The 25,909-nt window shown below is 48.0% G+C and carries 18 protein-coding genes; 4 read left to right on the top strand and 14 right to left on the bottom strand.

Annotation, left to right across the window (positions count from 1 at the left end; translation table 11 throughout):
* Positions 1 to 10 precede the first annotated feature (10 nt).
* The 6 genes from IEY67_RS02530 to IEY67_RS02505 all read right to left on the bottom strand — a co-directional run bounded on the left by IEY67_RS02530 (position 11) and on the right by IEY67_RS02505 (position 10,951).
* Positions 11 to 5,827, bottom strand: coding sequence for a helicase-like domain-containing protein (locus IEY67_RS02530; RefSeq protein WP_004291462.1), 5,817 nt, complete (start codon positions 5,825 to 5,827; stop codon positions 11 to 13).
* Entirely contained in the window at positions 5,817 to 6,269 is a 453-nt protein-coding gene (locus IEY67_RS02525) for a DUF1896 domain-containing protein (protein WP_004304266.1), read from the bottom strand. The genes IEY67_RS02530 and IEY67_RS02525 overlap by 11 nt, the downstream gene beginning before the upstream one ends.
* Before the next feature lie 162 nt (positions 6,270 to 6,431).
* Positions 6,432 to 8,519: a type IA DNA topoisomerase gene (locus IEY67_RS02520; RefSeq protein WP_004291456.1), complete on the bottom strand. Its 2,088-nt coding sequence runs from the start codon at positions 8,517 to 8,519 to the stop codon at positions 6,432 to 6,434.
* A 60-nt stretch (positions 8,520 to 8,579) separates the two neighbouring features.
* Positions 8,580 to 10,151: a DUF3945 domain-containing protein gene (locus tag IEY67_RS02515; protein ID WP_004291455.1), complete on the bottom strand. Its 1,572-nt coding sequence runs from the start codon at positions 10,149 to 10,151 to the stop codon at positions 8,580 to 8,582.
* A gap of 20 nt (positions 10,152 to 10,171) precedes the next feature.
* A complete protein-coding gene (locus IEY67_RS02510) occupies positions 10,172 to 10,522 on the bottom strand; it encodes a helix-turn-helix domain-containing protein (RefSeq protein ID WP_004291454.1) in 351 nt (116 codons plus the stop codon).
* A 3-nt stretch (positions 10,523 to 10,525) separates the two neighbouring features.
* Entirely contained in the window at positions 10,526 to 10,951 is a 426-nt protein-coding gene (locus tag IEY67_RS02505) for a helix-turn-helix domain-containing protein (protein WP_004291432.1), read from the bottom strand.
* Positions 10,952 to 11,089: 138 nt separating this feature from the next.
* Between IEY67_RS02505 and IEY67_RS02500 the strand changes: the two genes are divergently transcribed.
* Together IEY67_RS02500 and IEY67_RS02495 are read left to right on the top strand one after the other, a co-directional pair.
* Positions 11,090 to 11,389 (top strand): helix-turn-helix domain-containing protein, encoded by a 300-nt coding sequence (locus IEY67_RS02500; RefSeq protein WP_004291426.1) that lies wholly within the window; start codon positions 11,090 to 11,092, stop codon positions 11,387 to 11,389.
* Between the two features lie 31 nt (positions 11,390 to 11,420).
* Positions 11,421 to 11,726: a helix-turn-helix domain-containing protein gene (locus IEY67_RS02495; RefSeq protein WP_004291424.1), complete on the top strand. Its 306-nt coding sequence runs from the start codon at positions 11,421 to 11,423 to the stop codon at positions 11,724 to 11,726.
* A gap of 77 nt (positions 11,727 to 11,803) precedes the next feature.
* On the opposite strand, the gene IEY67_RS02490 is transcribed toward IEY67_RS02495, so the two are convergent.
* Both IEY67_RS02490 and IEY67_RS02485 read right to left on the bottom strand, forming a co-directional pair.
* Positions 11,804 to 12,166, bottom strand: coding sequence for a hypothetical protein (locus IEY67_RS02490; protein ID WP_004291423.1), 363 nt, complete (start codon positions 12,164 to 12,166; stop codon positions 11,804 to 11,806).
* An 11-nt stretch (positions 12,167 to 12,177) separates the two neighbouring features.
* Positions 12,178 to 13,413, bottom strand: coding sequence for a site-specific integrase (locus tag IEY67_RS02485; RefSeq protein ID WP_004291422.1), 1,236 nt, complete (start codon positions 13,411 to 13,413; stop codon positions 12,178 to 12,180).
* A 350-nt stretch (positions 13,414 to 13,763) separates the two neighbouring features.
* Between IEY67_RS02485 and IEY67_RS02480 the strand changes: the two genes are divergently transcribed.
* Positions 13,764 to 14,651, top strand: coding sequence for an AraC family transcriptional regulator (locus IEY67_RS02480; RefSeq protein ID WP_122353545.1), 888 nt, complete (start codon positions 13,764 to 13,766; stop codon positions 14,649 to 14,651).
* Between the two features lie 97 nt (positions 14,652 to 14,748).
* On the opposite strand, the gene IEY67_RS02475 is transcribed toward IEY67_RS02480, so the two are convergent.
* The 6 genes from IEY67_RS02475 to IEY67_RS02450 all read right to left on the bottom strand — a co-directional run bounded on the left by IEY67_RS02475 (position 14,749) and on the right by IEY67_RS02450 (position 24,991).
* Positions 14,749 to 16,092 carry a BT_3987 domain-containing protein gene (locus IEY67_RS02475; RefSeq protein ID WP_183670022.1) on the bottom strand — a complete coding sequence of 448 codons (1,344 nt, stop codon included), beginning with the start codon at positions 16,090 to 16,092 and terminating at the stop codon, positions 14,749 to 14,751.
* A gap of 35 nt (positions 16,093 to 16,127) precedes the next feature.
* Positions 16,128 to 18,014, bottom strand: a complete 1,887-nt coding sequence (locus IEY67_RS02470; RefSeq protein ID WP_122353546.1) for a RagB/SusD family nutrient uptake outer membrane protein — start codon at positions 18,012 to 18,014, stop codon at positions 16,128 to 16,130.
* Between the two features lie 20 nt (positions 18,015 to 18,034).
* Entirely contained in the window at positions 18,035 to 21,427 is a 3,393-nt protein-coding gene (locus IEY67_RS02465; protein ID WP_183670024.1) for a TonB-dependent receptor, read from the bottom strand.
* Between the two features lie 148 nt (positions 21,428 to 21,575).
* On the bottom strand, positions 21,576 to 22,754 hold the full coding sequence (locus IEY67_RS02460) for a FecR family protein (protein ID WP_183670026.1): 1,179 nt from the start codon (positions 22,752 to 22,754) through the stop codon (positions 21,576 to 21,578).
* Positions 22,755 to 22,832: 78 nt separating this feature from the next.
* On the bottom strand, positions 22,833 to 23,366 hold the full coding sequence (locus tag IEY67_RS02455; protein ID WP_122353549.1) for an RNA polymerase sigma factor: 534 nt from the start codon (positions 23,364 to 23,366) through the stop codon (positions 22,833 to 22,835).
* A gap of 260 nt (positions 23,367 to 23,626) precedes the next feature.
* Positions 23,627 to 24,991 (bottom strand): S41 family peptidase, encoded by a 1,365-nt coding sequence (locus IEY67_RS02450; protein WP_183670028.1) that lies wholly within the window; start codon positions 24,989 to 24,991, stop codon positions 23,627 to 23,629.
* Between the two features lie 267 nt (positions 24,992 to 25,258).
* Here IEY67_RS02450 and IEY67_RS02445 point away from each other — a divergent pair, with 267 nt between their 5' ends.
* Positions 25,259 to 25,870 (top strand): HU family DNA-binding protein, encoded by a 612-nt coding sequence (locus tag IEY67_RS02445; protein WP_183670029.1) that lies wholly within the window; start codon positions 25,259 to 25,261, stop codon positions 25,868 to 25,870.
* The last annotated feature ends 39 nt before the right edge of the window (positions 25,871 to 25,909 follow it).

Here is a 25,909-nt window from a genome sequence, read left to right as displayed (position 1 = left end):
ATTCCTTAGGTTATATTTTCAATCCTTTGGACCGGGTTTCCTCCTTGGCATACAGTCCCGGACGCCCGATTATGACATGGTTGGCAACGATACTATCCGCCGGACTGCGTATCTGCGGCGGTGCATTTTCGGGATATTGCGCCTGCCTGTTCCTCACATCTTCCGCTTCCGGCTTGAGCTGTTGCCCTTCATTCTCCTTTTCTGCGACTTCGGGCGTGGGTGGCGCAAGCTCCAGCTGAATTTTTCGGTCAAGGGCGGCAAGTTCGGACTTCAACTGCTTCAGCTCGTCCTCCTTCTTCCACACCTTACCCGCTATCTCCTGTAACTGCGGTATCTCCATCTCCAGCACCTCGTTCTTCGCCTTGTACTGGTCGATGATGGAGGGTATCCTCTCCATCGCGTTGAGGAAGTTGCGGGCGGCGGCCAACGGGTCAGCCATCGCCAGATGCCCGTTGTTGTAGGTGTACTTGTAGTTCCCCTCGACCACGAAGCGGTTGTCGGTGAACTCCAATCCCTCTTTGAGTATCCTTTCGCTCACCACCTTTATCGGAAAACCGTAAAGTTCACCGACCTGCGTGTACAACCCTCCGGTCGTGGCATTCTTGGCTATCTCCTGCAAACGCTTTCCGATGACCTTCTCATCGGCGGAATCCACTCCGTCCACCTTTATTATATTAAGGCGGTTGCCCTCCTTGTCGGTCTGCACCACCGACAGGAAGCGGTTCCAGTCCTCCGTCATGGCATCTATGAAAGCCGTGTTGTTGCGCAACTCGCCGGTCTTTGACTCCAGCTTGAACTCCGAATCACGCTTGCCCTTGTTGAACGACTTGCGTTCCCCTTCGAGCGATGCGATCCGCTTTTCCAGTTTCGCCTTGTCCAACAGGTCGGTATTGCCGGAGAGCAACGCCATGTATTCCGAGAAATTCATGCCCGATTTTTCGTCCATTGCCCCCTCGTCGATGGTACGCGCACCCATCGCACCGCTTTTGAGCTGGCTTATGAAAGTCTGCTTGCAGTGCAGGAGGTTGAACTTGTAGCTGTCCAGTGACTTCTCCACCGCGTAGATGATTACATCCACGTTGTTCCCGGCGAAATGTTTGGCAATCTCATTACCTGCCCTAACTCCGCGTCCGTCACGCTGTTGCAAGTCGGACGGTCGCCACGGCGTATCGAGATGATGGATAGCCACACACCGTTTCTGGGCGTTCACACCCGTTCCGAGCATAGAGGTAGAGCCGAACAGCACACGCACCGTCCCGGCGTTCATGGCGTCTATCACCGCCTTCCGCGCCTTGTCGGTCTTGCACTCCTGAATGAAGCGCACCTCGCTTGGCGGTATACCGTAGTCCTCCGTCAGTTTGCGCTTGATTTCCGAATAGACGTTCCACCCGTCGCCCGGCTGGTATGTCCCCAAATCAGAGAAAACGAACTGCGTGCCTTTCTGGGCGTCGTATTTTTGATAATACTCCGCGATCATCTTGGCACAGTGACTCGCTTTGTTGTCGGGATGATCTTCGTAATTCGGGTCTATCATGCGCATGTCGAGTGCCATTTTCCGGGCATAGTCCGTGGCGATGAGCATCTTCGCCTTTTCTTCCGTTTCCGAAAGCGGCAGCCTGCCCAACAAGGTGGCATCGCCCGTCTTGGCGAACTGCATCAGTTTCTGTATGAAGTCCTCCTGTTCCGGCGTGGGCGGTATATGGTGCAGTATCTCGTTCTTGGCAGGACGGTCAACGCCCACATCCTCCGCCGTGCGGTAGTCCGTGATTTCATTATAGAAGGCGGCAAGCTCCGGCACTTTGATGAAGTAGCGGAAACGCTCCTTCTGGACCACATTGTTCGTCACGTTAAATTCAAAATCCGTCGTCTTCTTGGCAAATATCGCCGCCCAAGCGTCGAAACACCTTATGTCCTGCCGTTCCAGCTCCTTCGGGCGCAGGTACTTGAACAGCAGGTACAATTCAGTCAGTGAGTTGCTGATAGTCGTGCCGGAGAGGAAGGTCGCACCCAAGTCTTTTCCTGTGCGCTCCTGTATGGTGCGTATGGCAAAGAGCATGTTAAGTGCCTTCTGGCTTCCCTCGCTGTTTCCCAATCCCGCCACACGGTCGTGGCGCGTGTTGAAAGTCAGATTCTTGAACTGGTGGCTCTCATCTATGAAGATGTGGTCGATGCCCATCTGCTTGAAATCCACCACGTCGTCCGTGCGTGACTTTATGGCGTGTTCCACCTTCTCCAGCTTCGCTTCAAGGTTGTGCTTGCGCTTCTCCAATCCTTTCAGCATCGCCCGCGACACGTTCTTTCCCTGCTGCCGTAGCACTTCGAGGTTTTCCTCCACCGTGTCAAGCTCTGCTTGCAGGATGCGCTGCTGCAATTCCGGCGACTGCGGTATCTTGCCGAACTGGTCGTGCGACATGATGACGCAATCGTAGTCGTTGTTCTTTATATTATTGAAGAAGCGCACACGGTTGGCGGTCGAAAAGTCCTTCTCCGAAGCGTACAGAATACGTGCGTTGGGATATGCCGCCTGATAGGTGGCTGCAATCTCCGCAACGTTGGCTTTCAGCCCGATAATCATCGGCTTGTGTGCCAAATTCAGACGCTTCATCTCATGCGCGGCGATGCACATTATCAGCGTCTTACCGGTTCCCACCTCGTGGTCGCAAATTCCGCCGCCGTTCTGTTTCAACATCCAGACGCAATCCATCTGTGAGGGATAGACGCTCTTGATACCCCGGCTTGCCAGCCCTTTCAGGTTGAGGTCGGGAAAGGTCTGATGGGAGCCGTCGTAGCGCGGGCGCACGAAACAGTTGAACTTGCGGTTATACATCGTCACAAGCCGCTCCTTGAACTGCGGCGACTGCTCTTCGAGCCATTCGGAGAAGCCGTTTCGTATCTCGTCAATCTTGGCGTTGGCGAGTTGTATTCCCTCGCTGTCGCGCATCTTGATGTCGTTGCCATGCTCGTCCTTGCCGATGGACTTCATCATGTCAGGGCAGGTGTTGTGCAGGGCGTGTTTTAGGAGGTGCATACCGTCATAGTTCCGGTAATACCCCTTCACCAGAAACTCGTCCGTGATTTTCATGGTGCGGTAGCCGCACACCACCGAAAACTCGTCCATGCTTGCGGAATAGGCGATTTTCACCTCCGTGTCGAACAGCCGGCTCATGTAGGCGGCATAGACACCCGTCGGAATCCAGCGTTCCCCGAAATTGAAGTCCAGATCCTCGAAGGCGATGCGCTGCGGCTCGGCATCTTTCAGAGCCTCCAACGCCTGCTTCACCTCCGGCATACGCTCATTTTCGGGATTGTCACCCATCCATGCCTCTATGCGTTCCGCTTTCTCTATGACATTTCCGGCGATGAAACGGTCTTTGATTTCGTAACCGGTCACGAGCGGATTGTAGTAGATGCGCCCTTGCAGGGCAGTGAGCAAATCCTCCGCCGTGCTGTCGGTTATCTCCCGCATATAGTCGAGATTGACCGTACCATATTTGTTGAGCGACGCAGACAGGGCTTCTTCGGGAGAGCCTACGTTGGCATGGCTCTCCACCGCGAAGGAAACAGGATGCTCGAAGATGTCCGCCTTGACGAACTTTCCGTTTTCCATCCGTTCCAGCGAAAGGATGTCGCGCCCGCCCGCATCCATCATCACTAACTTCACGTTCTGCTTGGCGTTGAGGTTGCCGTAGCGCATGACAAACTCATCGTAACAGGTATTCAGATGCTCTCGCCACGGAACATTTGCCTCGCGCCGGAGCGATTCATAACGGTACAGACGCTCGTAGGCGTCACGCAGCGACACATACAACAACGCCTTTTCCTTCTGGTATCCTTTCAGGTCGAGCGGCTGGAATGTCGCCCCGTATGGCGTGATGTCTTTCAGGTAGCCGATGTTATGACGCCCCCGGTCAGCCACCAGCGACCCTTCGCGCAGGTGCATCTCCGGCGTGCGGTGGTAGGCACGCGGAGAAAGGTCCACGACTTCCTCCTTCGGCTTTTCCGCTTCGATGTCGGGGAAAAGGAAAGTCCCCACCGCTTCCGATGGGGTATCTGTAACGGCAGGTGCGGCGACTGCCTCCGGCTGTGTTTCCTCCTGTCGTGGCTGCTCACGGGAAGTTTCCGGCACGGCTTTCACTTCCGTCTTTTCCGCCACTTGTTTCTCGTTATGCTGCCTTGCCAGTTCCCGAAGTTCTTTCCTACGCTCCGGCGTCAAACCCATCATCATTTCATAGAAACCGTTGATGGGAGGATTGGTATCCCAGTCCAGTGTGGCATAGATGTCGTCCGGGTCGGCAGGCTTGGCGGTGTTCTCCGCTTTCACCTCCTTATTCTCCATTGCGGGTTTTGCAGTTGGAGCTGTCGGTGTAACCGTGACTTTCGGTTTGGGCGGAGTGGACTTTGCCGTAACTGCCTTTTTCACCGTCTTTTTCTTTTTGGAGGTTTTCGGTTGGCTGACCTCTTCCGTCATCCCCCAGAGGTCAAGCAGGGTGAGCTGCACGCCTGCGGAATATTGCGGGCGCGGTTCTATCTCCGGCTTTTCATCTGCGGGTTGCGGCTTTTCTGTCGGAGTTTCCACCGTCTGCGCCGAGGATACTGTTTCCAATTTTATGGCAGGACGCTCTACTTTATTTTGAACGGCAACTTTTTCTTCCGTTCCTGCCTGCCGGATTGAACCCGAATACAAGCGCATGGCAAGCCTGTAATGGAAATCCTCGTCGAGCATACGGCGCAAATCCCCGGCGATGCCTGCTGCCTTGCCCTCGTGCAGATAAACCATAGCGGGCTTCCCGTAGGGGTCTGTGTCAAGTTTCGCCATCGTATGCACGATGCGTTCCGGGTGGTGGATGAAATAGGCGTTGTCGGTCAGGGCGGTTTTCGTGTCCGTCTGTATCACGGTCATCAGCCGCTCGTCCTGCGACATTTCCTTCTTGCTGAGGTTCTTTTGCAGGACAATCAGGTCACTGCCCACCTCCGTGCCCGCGTTGTCCGTGAACAGGTTGTTGGGCAGGCGTATCGCGGATACCAGATTGGCCTGACTGAACAGCTCGTTACGCACGGAGGTCTTGGTGCTATTCAATACCCCTTGCGAGGTGATGAACGCCACGATACCGCCGTCACGCACGGCATCCAGTCCTTTGAGAAAGAAATAGTTGTGGATGGTTTTCTGGGCGGAGCGTCTGCCGAAAGAGTCGCTCCGCTGAAACTCCGCGTCGAACACGGCAATGTCACCGAACGGAATGTTGGACACCGCCAAGTCGAAATAATTGTTGAACGGTCTTTCGATTTTCTCAAAACCGCAGGTGCGCATTTTCTGGTCGGGATAGAGATGCCTCAAGATTGTACCCGTGAGCAGATCCTTCTCGAAAGCCATCACATCCGCATTGGGGCTGTGCCGCAGCATGGAATCCACGAACACGCCGACACCTGCCGACGGTTCGAGCATACGGGCGGGGCGGACGCTGTAATCTGCCAGCACGTCCGCGATGGTGTCGGTTATCTCTTTGGGGGTGTAGAAAGCGGTCAGCACGGACGCTTTCAGCGAATCCACAAACCGCTTGTACTCTGTTTCGTCCTTGCTGTTCTCACGGATAAGCCTGTGCAGCTCCACCGTCGGGGCGAACAGTTCGAGGTCGGATTTCGCCCACCGGACGGCATCCGTCAGTTCCTTTGCAGGGTTGAGGATACATTTCAGACCGCCGAAACCGCAGTACCTTTGAAGTATGGCACGCTCTTCGGTTGTCGCTGTCCTATTTTCCCTGTCAAGGATGAATGCCGTCCGTATCGCCTCGATGTTGTCCCGCAGTTTCTGTTTGCGGTTAAACGCCATATTCGTCTAAGTAAAGGACGGTTGCTCCCGTCAGCTCCGTGTAGAGCAGGTCGTAATCGGAAGACAGGGCGAAATTGTCATCCGAGAGGTCATAGACGGAGAACACGTTGCCGACAAGCGGCAGCAGTTTCAGGACAAAGGCTTCACGCTTCTCTTCCGGCACTTCATCGGCAAACTCGTTTTCCACGACTTCGCGGAGGATGGCGTAACGGGAATAATGCAGCCCGCGCAGCAGCGTGTCCATCGCCAGTTCCTGCGCACCATCGGCGGGATAGCCTTCAAGCCGTGCCCTCTCATACGTTTCGGCGGCACGGTCGGCCCGTTCCCGTATGAAAGCGGTGTCGTCAGCCTGTTCAAACTTGTTCGTGCGGAGATAGTCCAGCAGGTACAGACCGTAATAGGAAAAGTCGGTCTGACCCTCGTTTTTCTTCTTGTTGTTCATTACTTTGGATTTAGCGGATTGATAATTAACGGGATAATCGGTTGGAAAAAGGAAGAAAAAGGCACTCGGTATCCCTCCGAGTGCCACCACTAAATCCAAAGTATGAGTGTAATCCGGTATCGAAGAACAATTCATTACTCTGAACAAGTGGCAAAGTTAATACTATTTCTTCCGTCCTGAAAATTTCTTGTCCTTTTTAGCCTCCGGGAACACAAAAGTCGTGTTATATTCCCCGTCAAAGGCGACAACAGCATCGAAACTCTTGCCCTGTTTGCTCTTGAACCCTTTGAGCAGCTTGGTATGCCCTTCGGTGAGCAGGTCTTTGATTTCATCGTCGGACAGGGTGCGTCCCGCTTTCAGCCGGAACACGGGCAGTCCGCACTCCGTGTTGTCGCAGCGTACCACCTTGCCGTAGAACCGCATCCTGCCCGTGCCACACTTGGGACACGCGCAGCCGGAGTCACGGCTGCCGAAGAGCTTGTCGCACGAGATCAGTTCGGAGGTTATCTCACGTGTGTACGCCTCTATCTCCTTGCGGAAGGTGTCGTCGGACAGTTCCCCGCGCTCGATACGCGCCAGCTCCTTTTCCCATTCGCCCGTCATGGCAACATCGGCGATGCGCATCGTCTTGACGACGGAATTGAGGGCAAGTCCTTTTTCGGTGGGAACAAGCGACTTCTTGCAGCGTTCCATGTAACCGCGCTTGAAAAGCGTTTCGATGATGGAGGCGCGTGTGGCGGGAGTACCGATGCCACAGTCCTTCATCGCCTGCCGCAGTGCGTCGTCCTCAATTTCCTTGCCCGCCGTTTCCATTGCCGAGAGCAGGGTGGCTTCGGTATGCAGCGGCTTGGGTTTGGTCTTTCCTTCGGTAATGGACGAGCCTTTCGGTGTCAGCGTGTCGCCTTCCTGCCAGCCGGGGATGGTAATTTCCTCTTTTTCCTCGCCATAGACGGCACGCCATCCGGTTTGCTTCACGACGCTGCCTTTTACGGTAAACTCCACTCCGGCACATTCCGCCGTGACAGTGGTCACATCCTTGACGCATTTCTCAGAGAATGCCTCGACCATGCGCCCGGCAATCATCTGATAGATGGTATTGTCCTCTTTGGAGAGGAAGAGCGGTTTCTCACCCGTGACGAGCAGGGCATGGTGGTCTGTCACCTTGCCGTCGTCCACGCTGCGGCGTGTCGGGGCGGCTTTTGCCCGCACCTTGTCTTTCCATTCGGGCTGTGTGCCGATGAAAGCGAGCAGTTTGGGAATTTCGGCAAACACGTCTTCGGGGATGTAGCGGCTTCCCGTTCTCGGATAGGTTATCAACTTCTTTTCGTAGAGTTTCTGCGCGATTTCAAGCGTCTGTTCCGCCGTGAAGCCGTGCTTGGCGTTGGCTTCTTTCTGGAGCGTGGTCAGGTCGTAGAGCAAGGGAGTTTCCTCCGTCTTCTCCTTGCGCTCGGCTTTCGTGACAGTGGCGCAACCTGCCGCCTTTACCTTATTATATAGTTCCATCGCCGGTTCTTTCTCTTTCCATTTCTCGGAGGATGAGAATTTCACGACTTCGCCGTCGCAACCGTCCGTTGCGATATGGAGCTGCCAGAATGCTTCGGACGTAAAGCGGCGGTTCTCCCAGTAGCGTTCACATACCATAGCCAACGTTGGTGTCTGCACCCGCCCCACGGAATACGTGCCGTGTCCGGCGGCGATGGATAACGCCTGTGTGCCGTTGATGCCCACGAGCCAGTCGGATTCGCTCCGCGCTTTGGCGGCGAGGTAGAGGTTGTCGTATTTGCTGCCGTCTTCGAGTTTCCGCAGTCCCTCGCGGATAGCTTTGTCGGTGAGAGAGCTGATCCACAGGCGCACGAAAGGAGTGGTGCAACCCGTATAGTGGTAGAGGTAGCGGAAGATAAGCTCTCCCTCGCGTCCGGCATCGGTCGCCACGATGATATGTTCGCTTGTGTCGAACAGTCTTTTGATGACTTTTATCTGCGACACCACGCCGCTGTCGGGCTTGTAACCTTTCTCCGTCCTGACCTGACGGGGGACGAGCGTGAATGTGTCGGGAATAATCGGGAGGTTGTCACGGACAAATCCGCGCACGCCGTAGCCGTCGGGCATGGCAAGCTGAACGAGGTGTCCGAATGCCCATGTCACGGCATAACCGCCTCCCTCGAAATATCCTTCCTCTCTCTTTGTCGCGCCCACGATGCGGGCGATTTCACGTGCCACGGAGGGCTTTTCTGCAATGATTGTCTTCATGTCTTCTTCTTTTTTGTTGATACTTTGGATTTTATTTTGGATTCAGTGGCGGACACGGGATTACATTTTCATGCCCTTGCCCGTTTTCTTCTGCGGCTTCTCCTGCTGCTGTTGCTGGCGGGCGTCCTTCGGGTTGGTCTGACCTTTCTGCAACGGCTCTCTCAGATTCTTTGTAGCCTCGTTGGTCTTGCCATCGTTGTTCACCGCCACCTGCGTGCGGCTCTCGTTGGACGGAGCAACCTGCTGTGCATTGTCAGGGTTCGTGTCGTAGCGGTACGGGCGTCCCTTCTCCGGGTTGAACTTGATATACATCGTGGCATGGAAGCCCTGCTTGTCGGTCACGTTCTCCAGCTTCACGGCTTTACCCGCCACATAGTCGGCTTTCTGCTGGTCGGTGAAGCTCACGCCGCTCCATTTGCTGATGGGGCGGATGCTGCCGTCCTCGTTCGTCCACGTGTTGCGGCGTTGCTCCTTCTTGGTCTGTGCGGCATTTTCCCCGCCCTGCGCCTGACTTTTCGATGTGTCGCCTTTGGTTTCCTGTGTCTGTGCGGTACGGGGCGACTTGCCGGTTCCCGGCACGAACTCCACGCCGCGCTGCTCCACGTTCACTTGCAGGGTGGTGACGAACTTTCTGCCGTCGTTGCGCTCGATGAGCTTGTCGCGTACGGGCAGTCCGGCGCGGAGCATGTCCCGCTCCTGCGTGGTGATTTCCGTCTTGCCGATGCGCTCCGGGATGCGCACCCTGCTTGCCGGAATGTCCGTGATTTCATTCGTCTTGCGGTCGATGCTGATGTAGGAGGGGATGATCTCGCCCGTTTCCCTGTCCACAATGTCCACGACCCTACCGAGATTGCCCGTTTCGCGGAGGTTCTTCCGGTCATTGTCGGAGAATTTGTGTTCCTTGTACTCATCCAGCTTCTGCTCCTTGCGGATGAAGTGCGGCACGAGGCTGATGTTTCCCTCACCGTCCTTCTTGAAGGAGAGGCGGGCGTCCAGCTCGAATGATTCGCCGCCGAAGGTCGGTTTGACCTTTACCAAGTCGGACTTGCCATAGTTGAGCATCTTCGTAAGGTCGCCGGACTTTTCAAGGTTGTCCCGCTTTACGCCCCATCTGTCCTCCAGCTCCTGCCAGTTGATTTTACTCTCGTCGATGGGCTGGTAGCCACGTTTGCCCTGCATCTGTTCGGATTTGTCCTGTTGCTGTTCTTTCCGTTGTTCCATGTTCTCCTGTTTTTGAGGTTCTTGTTTCTCTGTCTGTTGTGCTGCCATCTCTTCCTGCACCTTCTTCTCATAGTCGGAGGTGTCCACCTTGTGAGGGGCGAGCAGCTCCTTGTTCGCTTCGGGGTCTTTCAGCAGTTGCTTCATCACCTCTAAGAGATTTTCAGCTTGGTCTGCCGCAATGCGGTAGAAACCGAAGCGGCTGGGTTCCTTGCACTGCCGGAAGAAGTTCTTGAAGAAGTTGTCCAGCACGTCGCCATGTCGGTCGAATTGCAGGAAACTCTGCGCGTTCTCCGCTTTTGCGGGGGTGCGCTTGGGTGTGCCGTCCGCGTTCAGCCCGGCTACCACGCTGATCTCGCCTGTCTTCTCGTCACGGACTACCAGCACGTCCTTTTCGTCTTTTTTCTTTGCCATCTGAAAAATGTTTTAATGGGTTATTTATGAAAGAAATTATGGATACGAGCCTTGTAGAAGGCTATATCTTCCTTTTTGAAGTCCTTGATATGGTTGGAAAGGAATGTCAGCACGTCCTCCTCGCTGTAATAGGTCTTCTTGCCCAGCGTCTTGTAGGGCAATGCGCCTACGCTGCGGTAGCGTTGGAGGGTGCGTTTGCTTATCTGGAGCAACATGCACAAATCCTGATTGTCGAAAAGGCGGATGCTTTCCGTGATAGTGGGCTGTTTCCCCTCAGCCTTCATCGCCAGCAGCAGTTCGTCCTGACGGTCGAGCCGTTCCATCAGCTTCTGCATCCAGCCCTCGAAGTTGTTTCGTGTGAGCAGTTCCATGACCTATGTCCTCCTTCCTTTTGGTTTGCCGCCCGTGCGCAGCGTGTGGTTGTGGAACAGGGTGTCTATTGTCCCTTCCTCGTTCCTTACTGTGTTGTCCTCCAATAGCCGCAGTATCTCGGAAAGGCGGTAGCGGCAGCTTCCGCGTACCACCACATACTCGATACGGTGGTCGGTGCGCATACGCTGCATGGTGCGCTTGCTCACGTTGAGCATCTTCGCCGCCTGTGCCGTGTCAAGCAGCTTGTCTTCGGTTTCCCGCTTCCGTTTCTTCTCGTCCCTTGCCTCGCGGATGTACCCTGCGATGTTCGCAATCTGCGCCATCATCTCCTTGTAGGCGGAACTTTCCATTGTTATCACTTTCATGTTCAGTCCTTTCTTTTTGTTTCTGCGACAAAATTCGGCAATAAACAAAAGGGGCTTTAACAACTCACTACGTGACTCACGTAAGATTTTTGCGGAAGATGGCTCCGTAACCCGGTCAAACGGCGCAACAGGCAGCCTTTCAGCGGAAAACGATACGTCTTGTATGCCGTTTCGTTACCTTTGCGGCAAACTCTAAATGACATGAATATGGAAATAGTATCTATCGAGAAAAAGACTTTCGAGATGATGGTGGCGGCATTCGGCGCACTCTCGGAGAAGGTCGCCGCCCTGAGGCGCAAAAGCGACACGGGGCGCATGGAAAGATGGCTCACGGGCGAGGAGGTCTGCGGGCAGTTGAGAATAAGCCCGCGCACGTTGCAGACGCTGCGTGACAGGCGGCTTATCGGCTACTCGCAGATAAACCGCAGGTTCTATTACAAGCCAGAGGAGGTGAAGCGGCTGATACCGCTTGTCGGCACGCTCTATCCGCACGGCAGATGATTTGATTTATTCACCCACTGAATCCGAAGTTATGATGAACGAGAACAACGATGTTTTTACGATGGAAGACGAGCCGATAGCCTCTGTGGTGCAGGATATGCGCAAAGGCTCGAAATGGCTGTCCGCATTTCTGGAAAGCTACCGTCCTCCGCTGGACGGGGAACGTTACCTGACGGACGGCGAGGTGTCGGAACTGCTCCGTGTGAGCCGGCGCACCTTGCAGGAATACCGCAACAACCGCGTGTTGCCCTTCATACTTTTGGGAGGGAAGGTGCTTTACCCGGAAACGGGGCTGCGCGGGGTACTGGAAGCGAACTACCGCAAGCCGCTGGAGTGAGGCGGTTTCATGAAAAAGTAAACGGGTGACACCTTTTGTGGTGCTACCCGTTTACTTGTCTTATGGGGTATGTGCAATCAGCAATACCCGGCTTTTCCGTTCTGTATGAACATCACGTATGTCTGCCGTTTCTCTTGTGAGAGTGCCTTTCCCACCAGCCATGTGCGGAACAGGTGGGTGTTGTAGGTATTCACCCTGAAAGCGACCGGGATGATGATTTCAAGGGCGTACACGTCCGCGTGCAGCCCGTTTTCAAGCTGCATGTAGCGGCACACCTCGTAGTCGTTCAGCACGTCCGACTTGCGGACGGCTCTGATGGCGGCGTTCACTGCCGGGACGGTCGTATGGAACAATCCGGCTATTTCGGTGGCGGTCATCCACACGTCGTTACCGGTTACGCTGACTGCCTTGTCCTCGATGATGATTGTGTCACGTTTCATGGCTTTTCTTTTTAGATGGTGCAACCTGCAAATTCCTCGACGCCGTTCAATCTTGCGGCAAGGTTCTCCATGTCCTGATTGAGCTTCTCTTTGGTTATCTTTGCGTAAATCTGCGTCGTCTTTATGCTCTTGTGTCCGAGCATGGAGCTGACCGTTTCGATGGGAACACCGTTGGAGAGGAATATCGTCGTGGCTGCCGTGTGGCGGCTCTGATGCCACGTGATATGCTTGGTGATGCCGCAACGCTTGGCGACGGCACGGATACCGGCAAGGCACGTGTTATAATGCGGAACGGGAAATATCCTGCCGTCCCCGCACAGTCCCCGGTATTTGCCGATTATGCGGTTGGCGATGTCGAGCAGGCGGATGTTGGACACCACGCCCGTTTTCTGGCGGTTGATGTTTATCCACTCGTGTTCGTCGAAGTAGGTGCGGATATTCTCTTCCGTAAGGTTGCGCATATCCGCGAACGACAGCCCCGTGAAGGCGCAGAACAGGTAGAGGTCGCGGTACAATTCCTGTTTGGCGTTTTTCAGTTTCCCCTCCATCAGCAGGCGGATCTCATCTTTGGTCAGGAAACTGCGTGTTGTTTCCTCCTTCTTGATTTCATACTCGCGGAACGGGTCGCGCGTCAGCCACTCGTTGTTGATGGCGATGAATACCATCGTCCGTAACGGGCAGACGTACAGCCACACGGTATTGGTGCAGCAGTGCTTGTCCGTGCGCAGGAACATCTCGAAGTCGGAGATGAAAGCCGGGGTAAGCTCTTTTAGGGCGATGTCCTTCACATGGTAGCGGATGTCGAGGAACTCTTGCATGTGCTTGTAAACGGTGCGGTACTTCAGCAGCGTGCCTTTGGCTTTCATGCCTGCCTCCACCTGCTTCTCGTAGTCCTCGTTGTGCTGGCGGAACACCTGCATCAGCGTGTGGTAGCGGTGTTCCAGTCCGAGAAAGGCGTTCTTCACCTTCTCCGCCGTGACGAAGTTGTCACGCTCCATGATTTCCTGATAATGCCTGTTGATGCGTACCCGCATCTTGTCAAGCATACGGTTCGTTTCGAGTGCCGCCGTGCTTCTGCCCGTGACACGTCCACCTTTGGTGTCCCACAGTTTCGGATCGACAGTCAGTTTGCAGCTGAACTGTGTCTGGCTGCCGTCCACCGTGATGCGTCCCATGACGGGAACTGTCCCGTCCTTTTTCACTACCTGACGCTTGAGGTAGTAGATTACTGAAAATGTACTCTTCATTGTCCTTAATTTTTGGGTTTCAAAATTAGTTGGTGAAGAGTCCGGTGTTGGTACGCAAAACGGGGAGGAACGGCGCAATCTTTTTCCGTAACCTGATTTTTCGCATGAGTTATGGATAACTCACTATTCCTTAGAGCCTTGTTTCGCTATTCGTACCCGTTTGTCGCATTTTCGGGCATGGTTACGAACAAGTAACGTAGCGGCGTCAGGATTTGGCTTCGGCAGGGATTGTAATGGCTTCACGGATTATCGCCACTTCAACCAAAACCCTTGTAACTCAATTCTATCACTATATCTTTCCGCATTTCACTTTTTTGTAGTAACTTTGCAACATTAATCTATCTGATACCATGATCAAACGAAAAGACGGTTTTAGCGGTGAACGGGCACTTGTGCTCCCTTTGTCAGTCGTACAGGAGATGGAAAAGGATGCACTTTCCTCGATCCTGCATATTACGGATATCGGTTATTATCCGAAAGCTCTGCACCATTTCCGGGAACGTACGGAGCCTATCAGTCAGTTTGTCTTTATCTATTGTATAGAGGGAGCAGGATGGTTCCGTGTCGGGGAGCAGGAATATGCGGTAAAAGCCAATCAATATTTCATACTGCCTGCCGGAGCTCCGCACGCTTACGGTTCGGACGAAAACAATCCCTGGACAATTTACTGGATACATTTCAAAGGGAAACTGGCCTCCTACTTCGCCGGACAGGCTGCCCGCCCGATAGAAATTAAACCGAGTGTCCAGTCGCGTATCAGTAACCGGAACGATCTTTTCGAGGAGATATTCCGCACGCTGGAAATGGGATATAGCCATGAAAACCTTCTTTATGCTTGTTCCGCATTTCATTATTATCTGGGTTCTTTACGTTACCTGCAACAATATCGCGAAGCCGTCCGTACCGAATCCGACACAAACGATATCGTAACAGCCGCTATCCATTATATGAAAGAGAATCTGGAAAAGAAACTGACATTAGCAGATCTGGCAACCCATATCGGCTACTCCCCCTCCCATTTCTCCGTTCTGTTCAGTAAACGTACCGGTTATGCCCCGTTGACTTACTTCAACCAACTAAAGATACAGCAAGCCTGCCAGCTCCTGGACTTTACGGATATGAAGGTCAATCAGATATGCTATAAGATAGGAATAGAAGACACCTATTATTTCTCCCGGCTGTTCAGCAAGATAATGGGGATGTCGCCGAGAGATTACAAAAAGCAAAAGAAAGGATAATTACACAAAAAATCATCCGTACACCCTCAAAAAAGGGAGCAACAAACATGCTGCTCCCTCTGAGTAAATGTGTTAATTGTCCAGTTAGTCTTCTTCGTTAAAATACTTTCATGCTAAATTCACTCCATACAAAATAGTTAGCTCCAGTAGCATTTTTAGTGACAGTAAAGCGAACGATTTTAAAGGGTTTGCCAACCATTACCTGTGATTCATACGTTTCTTTGCCGCCTGTAGGCAAACCACTTTCCAATGTTCCTATTTTACTGAAAGAAACACCATCCATACTTCCTTCTATTATGATTTCTGCAGGAGCTGCATTTCCATTAGCCGAACGAGTCGTATAAGTAAAGCTAAGAGCGCTACTTTCGGCAGGCAATGTAACCTCAACATAATGATAGCCTTCTACAGCCACACTCCACGCCGAATGGAAGTAAGTTTCCACGTCTCCGTCCAAAAGATTTGCCAATGAACCTTCCGACGGTTCAACAGCATTGGAAGAAAGCATATTTACCGTCAAAGCCACATCTTTAAGTTTACTTTTATCCGGAACATACGAAATGCCATACAAACAAGTATTTTTCTCCGCATCGATAACAAAGCCTTGTTGTGTACAACCGGTCAAACGCAAGGGTAAAACATAATTACCATAAACCAATTTCGTACGGTCTACATTTATTTCCATATCTTTCAGGCTATATTCCGGGGTAAACGGAACGATGCCATCCCCACTCAAGGTATATGCATTTTCCGGCAATAAGGCATGATCCGTTTCATTTCCGGTATTATATTCATCCAACAGCGAAGGGTCAACTTCAACCGTACAATCAAATGTCCATTTATTTACCATCGGCATAGTGACAGGCAAAGTAAACCTGGCCTGCTCTTCTCCCTCATCCGTAAAAATATTGGAAACAAAACCTGTCTGATCAAAATAGATTGAAGGGATCATAACAGAAGGAATCAACAGCATACTATTCTTTTCTGCATTGATCGAATCTTTCGAGTCGGCCAAAGAAATCGGCAATACATAATCAACATCAGCCGACAAATCGTAAATAAGATCTGTCCGGAATACGATATTTACCATTTTATATTGATCTTTGGCATCAAAGTTCAGCCGGTCATCAAGGATCTGATAACAGTTAGCGGGTAACTTCACATACCGAGTACCAGATTGCGTATTATAAGCGGTTAATGCTTCGTCACTCCAAACTTCTATTTCGACCTCCGCGATGCTCCCCAGGTCAGAACCGGCTTTATTTACCACCTGTTGATATTCGGTATCTTCTCCTGTCTTATAGAGCGTCAGAGGCACCTCGCCGCTATTCTTAAAATAAAGGACTGTACTATATTCGCTTAAATATTCACCTTTGTTGTCTTCACAAGCCGTGAACGAAAGTCCCAAAGCAAATAAAAGCGATATGATTAATCTATTTTTCATATGTAATTTCTTTTTGGATTCGTAAGATATTTCTATTACCAACCATAATTTTGAGTCAATAACTTATTTCTGTCCAATTCACGCTGTGAGAAAGGATAGAGATAATGATTATCTTCAAATACCCGTGTTTCAAAAGTAACTCTTTCCCAAAAACCATCGGGAGTATCATCTCCACTTCCGGGATATTGTGTATTCATGCCGAACATAGGACCGCCGTCCACTTCTTTAGCGATCATCCAGGTGCGCGTATCGAAATAACGATGATTTTCAAATGCAAGCTCAACCCGGCGTTCATTGCGGCAAAGTTTTATCAACTCTTCGGTCGAAGCATTCGGATAGACCTCCGTAACCGGAACCAAACCGGCGCGGTCGCGTAAATCGGCCCAAAGTTCCATTGCCTGTGTTTCATAACCGGCAGGTAAGTTCACATTACGTTTCTTACATTCAAGCACGGATTCAATAAAATTAAGATACATTTCAGCCAACCTGAATGTCGGAAAAACAATATTCCCCCATTGACCACTGGCAGAGTTGAGCGTATGATCGTAAAAACGATTGATCACATAACCGGATTTAGGATAATCATGCGACTTATTTCCGTTAGCACCTTTTGCAAAAGAGATCAACGTCATACCACTACCGTGATGCCATTTGTTTCCTCCGAAAAATACAGAAATATAAAAACGAGGCTCACGATCTTTATACATATTCGGAGCTGTTAAATCGTAGGCAGCAGCACCTCCCCACGCAGGATATTCCCATGTTGTTTTATCCAGTTCATTTTCACTATATCCCGATCGCTTATCAATCACAGGATTTGTTCCGTTATATCCGGTAATCGGATAACGCCCGTTATTCATAGCATATGCATCCACCTGTTGCTGTGTCGGACCTACACCACCATAAGCCGTTCCGGAAATTCCGGTCGGAACCGTGTGTACTCCCATTGTATATCGGCCCTTATATCCGGTTGACCAAATCAATTCCGAATTCCAATGTTCCTGAGTTATCCCATAATAATTTGCATATGGGTCAGAGCCGTCACCTGCACGATATAATTTATACAGCGGATCATCGATCAAAACTTTAGCCGCCTTAGCTGCTTCCAGCCATTTATTTGCATCATACTCCTGAGGGAACAAATGGACTCCCGATAATTCAGGGAATCTATCGGTTACCGGATTGACAACCGAACCGTACAATTTATTTCCATTAAACAGATCACGGGCCGAATAAAGCTTCAAGCGGGCAATAACAGCCTGACAAGCTCCTTTAGTAGCTAATCCTTTCTCCGCATCCGAATAATTTTCAGCCATTGCCGGATCGTTGATACATGCTTCCATTTCGCTTACTACATAGTTCACACACTCATCCCATGTATTACGCGGACGATAAAGATCTTCCGTCGATGCGGTAAAATCCAGTAGTTCGTCCCCCAGTAAAAAGACAGGTCCATAAATGCGCATCATCATAAAATAATAATAGGCACGTGCAAACCGGCTTTGCACCTTCCATTGCGCCAGTTCTTCTTTTGTGACGATCGGGTCAGAACATCGGTCTACATTTTGCATAAAAATGTTACATTCACGTATTCCCTTATAATAGAAATCCATTTTGTAATAAGGTACGCTACTGGCATTCCAGGAACCGAAATTGATCCAACGTGTATCGCGGTCATAAGTCACCGAAGCTTCATCAGATGCGCCTAACCAGGGTGAATAATTAAAATCTTCAGCATCATTCGGTAAAAAACTCATTGAATTAAGCCAATAACTCCGGGTATTGCCACGGGTTTCCCAGATTTTATCAAACGTCAGTTTTTCGTCTTCCTGCCTATCCAGAAAATCATCACAAGATGAAAAAAAGGAAGACCCTATCAAAAGGCAAATAATTTGAAAAGATTGTATTATCGATATTTTCATATTTATAATTTTTTAGAGGATTAAAAATTAGCATTGAAACCAATTGTTACGACTCGGTTCGGAGGATATCCCGAGCCATCTCCATTTCCTTTTTCAGGGTCCCACAACTTAAACTTACTAAACGTAAGCAAGTTATTTCCGGATAAATAGAAACGTAACGACTTGATAAAAGTCTTACTCATCAAACTTTTAGGCATCGTATATCCAACTTCAAAGTTTTTCAGGCGCAGGAAACTGCCATCCCGCATCCACCAATCGGAAGTCTGTGCATTATTGGACGAACCCGATGATCCGCTCCAGCTCAGGCGGGGATATATAACCCCTGCATTTTGTTCCGGCGTATTACCCGGTCTCCATACCTTATTATAAACATCCTCATTGATTGCTGCACGTTCCATATTTCCGGAGCCGAAAGGAGTTTTTATAGTCGATCCGCTTAAAAAGAAATTGACATGTCCGACCCCCTGGAAAAATACATTCACATCCCAATTCTTCCATTGTGCAGTGGCACCAAAACCATAGATCATTTCTGGAAGATTGGTATATCCCATTGCCACCTGGTCTTGCGAGTTGATCACTCCATCGCCATTGATATCCTGATATTTAATATCACCGATGCGATATTCACCGAATGTTTGTTTAGGACTATTATCTATTTCTTCCTGACTCTCAAACAGTCCCAGTGCAACCAATCCGAAGGGTTGCATAGCTCCACCCGAACCGAATGGTTTCCCTATCCTGTTCTGATACTTATATTCCCAATCCGGCTCATCATTATTAAGCAACTCATTTCTATTGTAGGTAAAATTGGCACGGCCAGTCAGAAAAACTTCACCAACCTTCTGTGAATATTCCACTGTTCCGTCAAACCCCTGATTCTTTGTTTCACCGATATTGGTATAAGGAATTACAGATAAACCGGTAATAGCTGGTAAACCGGCACGTTGCAGAAAAATACCGGTACGTTTTTCCGAAAAATAATCGGCCTGAATACGTAGCTTATTGAATAAAGAAAATTCGGCACCTACATTGAGCTTATGTGCCTCTTCCCATGATGCAGTTAAATTTTCTACATCACCGACACGGATACCTCCGCCACCATTACCACCGGCAGAGCCATAATTCCAGTTTCCTGCCCCGGCATCATTGCCGACAAGGATAGTCGATTCATACACCCAACGCCGTTGTCCTCCGATATCGTCATTCCCGACTATACCATACGAACCTTTCAACTTAAGCATATCCACCACTTTGGTCAACGGCTGGAACCATTTCTCATTAGAAACCATCCACCCGATAGCACCTGCCGGAAAAAAGCCGAAACGATGTCCGCGTGCAAAGTTTTCCGAGCCGTTATAACCAATATTTACTTCTGCAAAATAAGTATCATTAAATGCATACGTCATACGCCCTGCAATACCCTGGTTTTTATACGGCAAAGATTTAAACTTATCTCCTTCCTGAGTACGGGTGTGAATTTTGTGATTGTATAAGAAAAGGGCTCCCAAACGGTGTTTTTTATCAAATAGACGTTCATAATTAAGAGAGGCTTCCATATAAGTCGTCATTGTACCGTCACGACCGATAGCATACGACAATTCGCCACTACCGGTACGGATCGGAGTACCGAAGATGAGATTCCCTTCCTCATCTCTACCGGTAGCATGGTACTGAGTAGGCTCTTTACTACGACGCTGAATCGTTGTATTCCAGGCATCCCAGGAGAACTTAAAATTACCGGTCAAACCTTTCAATGGTTCCCAGATCGCTCCAAAATCCTGAGTCAATCCGACCAGCGACTGCGAAGAATTCCAGAATTGCTGGCGATAACCGGAATGTACAAGCATATTCCAGGGATTATAGCCTGAGTCACTTGAAGGAGCAGCAATTGTCCCGTCTGAATATTGAACGGGAAAAGCATTAGGAGAAACCAGATAAGTATATTGCCAAATCGTATCATCATTATCTCCAAACCCCGGACCAAAAGACTTTTCATATATATTCGCCAGGTTTAAATTCAGAGTGGTACTTTTAGTCAAAGATAAATCGACATTCGCCCTGAAATTAAACTTATTGTAATTAATAGACGAATTATAGTCATATATATCCCCTGCACTTTTAAAAATAGAGCTTTCATTATAGAATGACCCGGAAATATAATATTTTACAATCTCCGTTCCACCCGTGATACTCAGGTTCACTCGTTGATTGGAAGCCAGATCATTATACAATGCATCGATCCAGTCTACATTCGGATAAAGATCCGGATCGGCTCCGCTACGATACATTTCCAGGACTTCCGGCGTATAATAGCCTGGTTGGATATCATTATACAAATCTGCCCACTGTGCAGAGTTCACCATTTTAGGCATCTTAGTCGGGCTGGTAATACCAGCTTCTGTCCGTACATTGATCGAAGGTTTCCCGATATTTCCTTTTTTAGTTGTGATAAGAATAACTCCGTTTGCTCCGCGTACGCCATACACAGCAGAGGCTGAAGCATCCTTAAGAATGGAAAAAGAGGCAATATCATCCGTATCGACCAAATCTAACTCACGTTCAATGCCATCGACCAATACCAAAGGGGTTGAATTCCCTTTAAAAGAAGAGACACCGCGAATATAAAAGTCTGCGGCACTGTTTTTACCGGGTTCACCCGACCGGCTCATCGCTACAACTCCAGCCAGTTGACCGGCCAGCACATTGGAAATAGAAGCTCCCGGAACTTTCAAATTTGAGACATCTACAGTAGAAATAGCTCCTACTACACTCTCCTTTTTCTGACGCCCGTAGCCAACAACAACAACCTCGTCCAACACTTCATCATCAGCTTCCAGCGTTACATTTATTGTCGATTGATTACTGACAGCGATATCCACACTCTTCATTCCCATATAAGAAAAAGTAAGAACTCCTCCTACGCCTTCCACTTTAATCGCATATTTACCATTGATATCGGTTACAGCTCCGACAGAACTGTTTTTCAACCAAATATTTGCACCGATCAGAGGTTCTCCGGCCGCATCCACGACAACGCCTGTTACCGTAACACTCTTTTTTTGCGAAACAGAAGGCAAAGAAACCGGACCGGAAGTCGCTTTTCTTTTTACTACTACCTGATTTCCATTTACCTGATAAGTTAATCCCGTTTTTTCAAACAACGGATTAAGTATCTCTTGTATGGAACCCTTTACTACTTCAGTTTTTACTTTTCTATTCAATTCGCTTTTTATCTCATCGGAATAAAAAAATACATAACCGGTTTCGGTCTCTATGAATTTAAAAACGTCCAGCATAGTAGACTGTTTTTGCTCCAGGATTTGTTCTATCGAAATAGACGAATCATTATTTGCATAAGCATAAGTGATACTCATACTCAGCAGTAATACAATTATATGTCTGATTTTTTTCATACATTTGTATGTCTTTAGGTTTTTCATTTTTAATTGGAAAATTTAATCTCTGACAAGTCCGGATGATCTTGCCCATCGTCCGGACTTCTTTTTTATCGGTAATGTTCCTTCATAATCTTATCTCATAGGCATTCTGTTTTTAAGGTTATTATTCTATTATCAAAGTATCTGATTCAAAATGATATTCCGTATTATAAAGAATAGAGAAAGTTTCCATAACCTGATGGATATCGTCAAACAGAACGAGTTTTCCGGAGGACCTTCTATCTCCGATTCCGGATTTACATCGTATCGGAATATTATAATACCGGCTTAATCGCATTAAGATATTATCCATCGTCTCTCCCCGAAACTGAAGTAAACCGTCTTTCCAGGATATATAATCATAAACATCCACCTCATCTATCTCGTTTCTACCCTCCTGAATAGTCAATTTCCGGTTAGGAAATAACTGAATTGTTTCGTTATTTGTAGTTTCAACTGCTACATGACCTTCCACCAACACAACAGAGTTTCCTTGCTCCTCTTCATAAGCTGAAATATTAAATTTGGTTCCCAGCACATTAACAACAAAACCTTTTGTTTTCACATAAAAAGGAATTTCTTTCCTGGCTACTTCAATATAAATCTCCCCCTCCACTTCTATTGAGCGTTGAGATGGCTCAAAACTGGAAGGAAAATGCAATATGCTACCTGAATTCACCCAAACTTTCGATCCGTCTTCCAACAAAAGCGAAGAACGGCGTCCTTTGGGGACGACCAATGTATTCATAACGATCTTTTCAGGATCATCCTCTGTGACCTTCTTTACAATAGTCCGCTCTTTTTCTTTTGCTTTTACCGTAATTTCCGAATCATAAGCGATCAAAGCATTATCTTCTACCTGAACAGTTTCGCGGGTATCCAGAATCAATGTCACTTCAGTCCGGGTACTGTCAACTATCAGTCCGGTATCCGCTACTTGATTTTGGGAGAACCAACTTTCACCCCAAAATCCAAAACCGGTAATACCCAGCAATAACACAGCAACGCAAGCGGCAGCATAGCGTATCAATCTCACTCGTTTCCCGGCATGTCTCTTCTGCATAGTAATCTGTAAACCTGCCCAAAGTTGTTCCGACTTATCTACCGGAACAGAAAAATCGTTCAAACGAACTGATTTCAAAATGGCACGTGCCTGGTCTGCAGCCAATTGTTCTTCCGGATGTTCCTCCAGCCTGGAAAACCAAATCGCATTCAACTCTTCGGTAGGAGTCAGACACCACATGATGAAACTCCGATCATGCACCAATCTATGTGTTATTTCTGATATTTTCTTATCGCTCATTTATGAACCTTGTTATGCGTCATTTCTTATACATACGCATGAAAAGGCTAAATGACCCCATTAAAAATAAAAAAGGCTTCAATAAAATAAATAAAACAATAATGGGAGATAATTTTCGCGAATACGATTAATCGCACGATAAATCAATTTGCGGGAGCCTTTCGTTGTCAATCCAAGTAAAACCGCAATTTCATCATACTCCAATTCCTGCATATAACGTAAATAAATAGCTTCCCGCTGACGTCCTGTAAGGCATTGCAACATATTTTCTATTTGCTCGGTTAACTCTTTTCGTTCCTCTTCTTCTTCGATACGATCTAATCCGGAAACAGAAATCTGAAAAAAATAATCCTCCGTTTCTATTAGTTCCTCACAACCAACTTCTTTTCTTTTTTGAGAGATAAATCGATTTTTTAAGCAGCGCAAAAGATAATTCTTTTCATGTTCACCCTCCGATATTTCGTTCTGATGATCAAAAAAATGAAGAAAGACATCATGAATAAGATCATACAATGTATCCTCATCCACACCTAGTGCCCTACCGTATGAATACATTTGGTCAATGTATTTCTCATATAGCACTTTGTAATTGCTCTGTTTGTTTTTCAGCATCACTTCCTTGTTTTTATACGATAGATAGTGGATACTTAGTTCATACAGAACTATTATCTATGTGTAAAAAAAACAAGTATGATAAGTAAAAAAGTAGAGCTGAAATCATTAAAAACCAGGACAACACCATGTTCCTACTGTATAAATTCACCTTCTGTAGGAATAATTCTCACTTATTAAAGAGAATAATAGGTTTTATTTCTATTTTTGTGATCATTTTGAACTTAGTTCTGTATGAACTAAGTAATTTAACCGGATTTTCAGCGAACATAACACGCTGTTTTACAGCAACGTTTCACTATTTCTTTATAGTTATTCACATTTAAGAATTCTTCTATAGAATAATAAATATCTGGTTGTATATACCCTTCCTCAAACAATGCCGAAGGCTCATAAAAAGTCTCCGTTGCCGGTATCTGGTACTGTATCTTTGAATTAGGCAGAGTATTTCTAATAGCATTCCCACAAATAGGATAATATTGACCGGCCTTTTCTCCAACCAGTATCGCAGCATTCGACCGTTTTATTGCCAGACAAAAATTAGCTCCTGCTGAATAGGTCTTATTTCCCATAATAACAAAAACATTTCCATCATAGCCAGATTTGTTGGCTGGTGTAGATTCTTCCATAAATGCGATACCCTTTTCCATTATAGGATTTCCAAATCTCTCCATCCAATAATTCTTTTCCGCTTCATTTTCACCAAAGAACTTTTTAACCAAATCTGATTTAAGATATTTCTCCACACCTGCTTTCTTTCCCGTCATCCTCACTTTTGTAATGCTCTCATCCGTTCTCAAATGGTTTATGATGACAGAATTATGACCATCCGATCCTCCGCCATTATGTGTTACATCGATAAATAAATATTTTATATGCTTGCTTTTCAATTCAGAAAAAAAGGTATCCACAAATCCCCGGTATTGCTTCACATTATCCTCCCCATAGATCATGCAAGTATTATAATAAAGAACCGCAATAGAATCTTCCAGGTGAAAAGCAGAAGCATACGGCTTGGAATACACAGAATCATTTATTATCCTGTGAGTATCAACACAAATGGTCGTATCACGAGATCCGTTTGATGTTTTTACGACACCTGTATATGTCATTGTACTTTTGTTGGCAGGAGATAGTAATAAATTCAATAACAAATTCATATTTTCATTCCGAAGCCTCGAAGGCTGATCCCACGGGATCATAGAATCTATATCCAAAGCCGTATAAGACGCAAAAGAGTCTCTTACAGCCAACAGAGTATCACTTTCCAACAACATCTGATCCCCCCGAAACTCAACAGCCGGGAAGCGATAACGCCCCAAATCGGAGAAAAACCCGAACACAGCGACATGTCCATCCAGAAATTTCCTGACCTTCATCAACCGCCACCCAAATTCTTCCCGTGCCATAGGCACAGAACACGATTCGATCATCTTTTTCTCTAACGTAACAAAAGTCATCGAATCATAACGTTGATACGGGTCCGGATGTATATCCCTGATCATATGAAAAAAGTACCGGATATCTTCTTTCATATCTCCCGGACTTAACCAATCTTTACCACTTCTGTCGGCACAACCAATAAAAAAGAATAATATTAAAATACCAGTTATTAAGTTTTTCATAATGACTTCAAACTACAACAATATCTTTGATATCTCCAAAGATATGGATAATTGTATCAATAACCTCCCTGATATAAAAAATAACCCGCCTGATATAGTGATTAACAATGGAGATGCTGTATATTTGTACAAATCTTCTTTCCGTTTCACAGCTGTGATATGAAAGAAACTCAACTGTGAAACAAACGGAATCCAACTGTGATATGAAAGAAGCACAGCTGTGATATGCAATATGGGATTAGGAAAAACCTTTAATTTAAGATTATTATGGGAGCAAAATACGCGTTATATGAAAATCCAAACCCGAAAGGAGATGGAAAGAAACAACCTTTACATGCTAGGATTGTGCCCAAAGGGACCATCCATACCCAGGAAATAGCCGAAGAGATAGCGGATAGCTGCGGTTATTCCACCGCCATCACGAAAGGGATGTTGGACGCATTGGCAAAAGTAATCTCTAAAAACCTGCGCAGAGGATATACAGTCGAGCTGGACGACCTCGGTTCATTCTCCATTTCATTGAAATGCCGTCCGGTAATGGACAAAAAAGAATTACGCTCCTGGTCGGTACGCTTCGGTAATGTTCATTTCAAAGGAAGCAAAAAGCTAAAGCAACAGTTGGGTCCGATAGACCTGGAACGAGATTCCGAAGCGGCAGCAACCCACTATGTCCCCGAACAACGCAAAGGCCGGATGCTGAACGCGATGGAAGAAAAAGAATATTTCACTGCCGCACAATACATGCGGCTAAATGGTTGCAACCGTTCGACTGCCGTACGCGATTTGAATGAACTAATCGAAGACGGAAAAATAAAAAAACTAGGTTACGGAAAAGCTGTGTTATATGTACCCGTAAACAGAAAAGAAGAACATGAGTAACTTTTCAGGAACAGAGAAAAATACATTCTCGAAAATATA

Source organism: Parabacteroides faecis, from assembly GCF_014647375.1.
Lineage (GTDB): Bacteria > Bacteroidota > Bacteroidia > Bacteroidales > Tannerellaceae > Parabacteroides > Parabacteroides faecis.
Note: the sequence above shows the minus strand (reverse complement) of the source record. Positions and strands in the feature narration are given on the sequence as shown.

Coding starts and splice junctions, on each gene's coding strand:
- IEY67_RS02530 (WP_004291462.1), bottom strand. CDS start 5,827: ATGGCGTTTAACCGCAAACAGAAACTGCGGGACAACATCGAGGCGATA.
- IEY67_RS02525 (WP_004304266.1), bottom strand. CDS start 6,269: ATGAACAACAAGAAGAAAAACGAGGGTCAGACCGACTTTTCCTATTAC.
- IEY67_RS02520 (WP_004291456.1), bottom strand. CDS start 8,519: ATGAAGACAATCATTGCAGAAAAGCCCTCCGTGGCACGTGAAATCGCC.
- IEY67_RS02515 (WP_004291455.1), bottom strand. CDS start 10,151: ATGGCAAAGAAAAAAGACGAAAAGGACGTGCTGGTAGTCCGTGACGAG.
- IEY67_RS02510 (WP_004291454.1), bottom strand. CDS start 10,522: ATGGAACTGCTCACACGAAACAACTTCGAGGGCTGGATGCAGAAGCTG.
- IEY67_RS02500 (WP_004291426.1), top strand. CDS start 11,090: ATGAATATGGAAATAGTATCTATCGAGAAAAAGACTTTCGAGATGATG.
- IEY67_RS02495 (WP_004291424.1), top strand. CDS start 11,421: ATGATGAACGAGAACAACGATGTTTTTACGATGGAAGACGAGCCGATA.
- IEY67_RS02490 (WP_004291423.1), bottom strand. CDS start 12,166: ATGAAACGTGACACAATCATCATCGAGGACAAGGCAGTCAGCGTAACC.
- IEY67_RS02485 (WP_004291422.1), bottom strand. CDS start 13,413: ATGAAGAGTACATTTTCAGTAATCTACTACCTCAAGCGTCAGGTAGTG.
- IEY67_RS02480 (WP_122353545.1), top strand. CDS start 13,764: ATGATCAAACGAAAAGACGGTTTTAGCGGTGAACGGGCACTTGTGCTC.
- IEY67_RS02475 (WP_183670022.1), bottom strand. CDS start 16,092: ATGAAAAATAGATTAATCATATCGCTTTTATTTGCTTTGGGACTTTCG.
- IEY67_RS02470 (WP_122353546.1), bottom strand. CDS start 18,014: ATGAAAATATCGATAATACAATCTTTTCAAATTATTTGCCTTTTGATA.
- IEY67_RS02465 (WP_183670024.1), bottom strand. CDS start 21,427: ATGAAAAAAATCAGACATATAATTGTATTACTGCTGAGTATGAGTATC.
- IEY67_RS02460 (WP_183670026.1), bottom strand. CDS start 22,754: ATGAGCGATAAGAAAATATCAGAAATAACACATAGATTGGTGCATGAT.
- IEY67_RS02455 (WP_122353549.1), bottom strand. CDS start 23,366: ATGCTGAAAAACAAACAGAGCAATTACAAAGTGCTATATGAGAAATAC.
- IEY67_RS02450 (WP_183670028.1), bottom strand. CDS start 24,991: ATGAAAAACTTAATAACTGGTATTTTAATATTATTCTTTTTTATTGGT.
- IEY67_RS02445 (WP_183670029.1), top strand. CDS start 25,259: ATGGGAGCAAAATACGCGTTATATGAAAATCCAAACCCGAAAGGAGAT.